The sequence below is a fragment of the Novosphingobium sp. GW835-FHT14H07 genome (genome assembly GCF_058793515.1).
In genome coordinates this window covers 1-3601 of sequence record NZ_JBXAFX010000061.1, presented here as the reverse complement: position 1 = coordinate 3601, position 3601 = coordinate 1, and the positions used below count along the sequence as shown (strand labels likewise).

Here is a 3601-nt window from a genome sequence, read left to right as displayed (position 1 = left end):
TCATCGCCTCAATCCGCATGCTCACGCGCAGAACCGCAAGATACTGTCAAATTTGATCAACTTCTGAATCGGGCTCTGAAGCGACGAGCACACAGGCAGTTGCCCCTTGAGATCGGTGGTATGCGGACTTTTGTGGAAGCGTGCGGATGGTAGCGGAGGAGGGAACCAACGCCTTCCAATATGTACTTGTTTTTCAGACATATAACGGAAAAAAACGCGCTAAGAATACCCCCTCCAATACCCCCAAGAAGGGATCTTTGCGGCGGATCGCGCGGGCGATGCGACAAGGTGATTTCGTATCGTCATTTTCGCTACCTCGGTCTTTTCAATAGATGCCAGCGCGACAGGCACTCTTCGCAGAAATCCGGCACCCTGCTTCGCAATCACTTGGCCATACCTATCCATAAGTGGCGGCATAGCGTTCGCGCATATGCGCATCGACCGTGATCGCTGCATACTTGGGGCCTTCGTCTCCGCTCAGGCAAGAAGGGATGCACTCTATCAGATGTTCGGGATTCCCCGAAAAGAAGAACGGGGCCGAATAGCGCTCCTGCCCGGACGTGTTGACGACGCGGTGGACAGTCGAGTGATAGCGGTCGTTCGTCCATCGGCTCATCATGTCGCCGAGATTGATAACGAAGGCCCCCGGCATCGGCGCCGCGTCTAGCCATTGCTCGGCATCGCGATCCCAGACCTGTAGACCGCCGATGTCGTCCTGCAATAAGATAGTAATTCCCCCGAAATCGGTGTGGGCGCCGCACCCCTTTTCGCCGGGACACGGGTTGGCAGGCTGGGGCGGATAATGGAGTAGCCGCAGCGTCGCGATGGGCTGCTGCTCGAAGGCCTCGAAGAAGCGCCGTTCGAGATCGAGCGAGAGCGCCAGTCCCTCTAGTATCAAGCTCGCCAGCGCGCACAACCGGTCGAAATAGTCCGAGATCGCCAAACGAAACTCAGGCATCGCCTCGGGCCAGACATTCGGTCCGGTGTTGAAGAAACGCTCAGCCAGATCGCTGTCCGCTGCGACGTCCAACCCGATGTAGTACCCTTCCTTTCGGTCGGGCGGTGTGCCTGGCTCCAGCGTCTGGGCGCCCAGTGCTTCATATCCGCGGTTCGCTTTGGACCGCATTAGCGAAACCTTGCGCTTTTCTGCTTCGGACAGCGCGAAAAAGGCCCGGCTGACGCTGAACAGCCGCTCGATCGTCACTGGATCTACACCGTGGCCGACGCAGTAAAAGAAGCCCTTGTCGAGGCAGGCGTCACGGATCGCGGACACGACCGGCCCCCACGCCGCGGGGTCGGGAGAACGCAATCCACCTATATCCACCACCGGAACAGAAGTTCGAGGGGTGCTTGACGGCAAATACGATGCCAAGCTCATAGCATAAACTCCGCTGTGTTTCGTGCATCATGGGCCGGGCAGGCGTCCGCAAATAGCGCAATTTCTCGATACGCATGATGCCGGAATTAGGACGTTGACCTTAGCCGCCACATCGCGGAACATTTGGCCATGTCGAACCGCGCCCACCGCTTCCACGCCCCGATGATCGTCTATTTCGATGCTATCAGGCGTGCCGGGTCGATCCGGGAGGCGGCGCGGCGGCTCAACGTCGCCTCATCAGCGGTGAACCGGCAGCTGCTGAAGCTCGAGGCGGAGCTTGATACTCCCCTGTTCGATCGTCTGCCCGGCGGGCTCAAGCTGACCCATGCGGGCGCGGCCTTCGCCCGCCACGCGATCGAAGTGCTCCAGGACGCCGAACGAATTCGTTCCGAGTTGGAGGCCATGCGGGGACTGCGCTCTGGCCATGTCGAGATCGCCACGGTCGAAGCGCTCACCTCCGATCTTCTGCCGAAGGTTTTGACGCGGCTGCGCGAACTCCACCCGCGCATCACTGTGGGGGTAAGCGTCTTGGGTTCATCGCTGATCCCCGAGGCCGTGATCAACGGAGATGTCGACCTGGGCATCGCCTTCGGGATGGATCGGACCGCCGATCTCACACAGATGGCGCTCTCGCGCTTCCATCTGGGCGCGACAATGCGGCCGGATCATCCGCTCGCCAAGCAGCCCACGCTGTCGCTCGCCACCTGCCTGTCGCACCAGCTAATCCTGCCGAAGTCCGACCTCTCGATCCGCCAGCAATTGCACCGGGTCCTGGGCAAGTTGCCGACCGGGGCGGTTGAGACAAGTTCGGTCGAGCTGGCCAAACAGTTGACGTTGCGCGGATTGGGCATTTCGTTCCAGACCCGGATCGGCATCGAGAAGGAGATCGCGAAGGGCGAACTGGTCCACATCCCGATCTCGAAGCCCGCCGCGCTGCCGGCCGATCTCGGCATCTATGTGCGCTCGCAGCGTAATCCGCCGATCGCGGCCCATGCCCTGATCAAACTCTGCTCCACTGCGATGACTGAGCTGGCAGGCGGCGCTCAGACCGCCTGACCGCGGAAGGCTTCGACTCCGACACCAGCGGCATCTGCCTTTACGCGGTCGGCTTCGGCACCATAACGGCGCGCTAGGACGGCACAGACCATCAGTTGCAACTGGTGGAAGAACATCAACGGCAGGATCACCGCGCCGACTTGCGGCGTCGCAAACAGCACGCCTGCCATCGGCACGCCCGAGGCCAAGCTTTTCTTCGAGCCGCAGAACTGCAGGACGATCCTGTCTTCGCGGCTGAAACCCAGCCAGCGGCCGAGCACTGCGGTCAGCGACAAGACCAGAGCGAGGAGGACCGCAGAGACAGCGAGGATGGTCGCAAGGTCGACCGACGAGATCCTGCTCCACAACCCCTGGACAACGGCCGCGCTGAAGGCGGTGTAGACGACCAACAGGATCGAACCGCGGTCCACCATCATCATCAGCTGCTTCTGGCGCGCGATCCAGGCTCCGATCACCGGGCGCAGCAAGTGTCCAGCAACGAAGGGCAGGAGCAACTGGAACGCGATTGTCGCGACCGCCTCGGTCGAAGACTCGCCCTGCTTGCCTGTGATCAGAACCGCCACCAGAATGGGGGTGATGAAGATGCCCGCCAGGTTGGAGAACGACGCACTGCAAACCGCAGCCGCGACATTGCCCCGTGCCATCGCGGTGAAGGCGATCGACGATTGCACCGTTGAAGGCAGCAGCGTCAGGAACAGGATGCCCATCGCCACTGAGCTATCGAGGAACTGCAACAAACCGACCGCCAGGCCAAGGACCGGAAACACCACGTATGTCATGGCCGCGACCGCGGCATGGAGCCGCCAGTGGCGCGCGCCGTCCAGCACCGCTTGCCGCGACAGCCGGGCACCGTGCATGAAAAAGAGCACCACGATGCCGGCATCGGCGAGGAGCCCGGCGACTACCGACGCCCCGCCCCGCACCGGCAACACCGATGCCAGCGCGACCATCCCCAACAACAGGAGGATATAGGTATCGATGTTGAGACGGGCGAGCAGCGCCTTCATGATGTACTTCCTTCGAGCGATACGTGCGCAGATACTATCTTCCATCCCTCCGGAAACCGCACCCAGACCTGGGTCTGGCGGCCGCTGTAGCGCGACATCGTCGGTGACTGGTCAGCGACATTGATGGTGATGTGTCAGCGGTGACGTTGGGGATAGTGTC

At 61.4% G+C, this 3601-nt stretch carries 3 protein-coding genes and 1 pseudogene; 1 reads left to right on the top strand and 3 read right to left on the bottom strand.

All coding sequences use genetic code 11. The annotated features are described in order from the left end of the window. Positions 1–397: 397 nt before the first annotated feature. A complete protein-coding gene (locus tag AC1Q5P_RS21695) occupies positions 398–1378 on the bottom strand; it encodes an isopenicillin N synthase family dioxygenase (RefSeq protein ID WP_194917476.1) in 981 nt (326 codons plus the stop codon). A gap of 129 nt (positions 1379–1507) precedes the next feature. Between AC1Q5P_RS21695 and AC1Q5P_RS21690 the strand changes: the two genes are divergently transcribed. Further along, positions 1508–2434: a LysR family transcriptional regulator gene (locus AC1Q5P_RS21690; protein ID WP_492520005.1), complete on the top strand. Its 927-nt coding sequence runs from the start codon at positions 1508–1510 to the stop codon at positions 2432–2434. Here the strand turns inward: AC1Q5P_RS21690 and AC1Q5P_RS21685 are convergent. After that, a complete protein-coding gene (locus tag AC1Q5P_RS21685; protein WP_492520004.1) occupies positions 2422–3441 on the bottom strand; it encodes a bile acid:sodium symporter family protein in 1020 nt (339 codons plus the stop codon). The genes AC1Q5P_RS21690 and AC1Q5P_RS21685 overlap by 13 nt on opposite strands. Then, positions 3438–3524: pseudogene (locus AC1Q5P_RS21680) on the bottom strand (AtzH-like domain-containing protein); the annotation flags it as partial. The pseudogene AC1Q5P_RS21680 and the gene AC1Q5P_RS21685, both read right to left, overlap by 4 nt. Positions 3525–3601 lie beyond the last annotated feature (77 nt).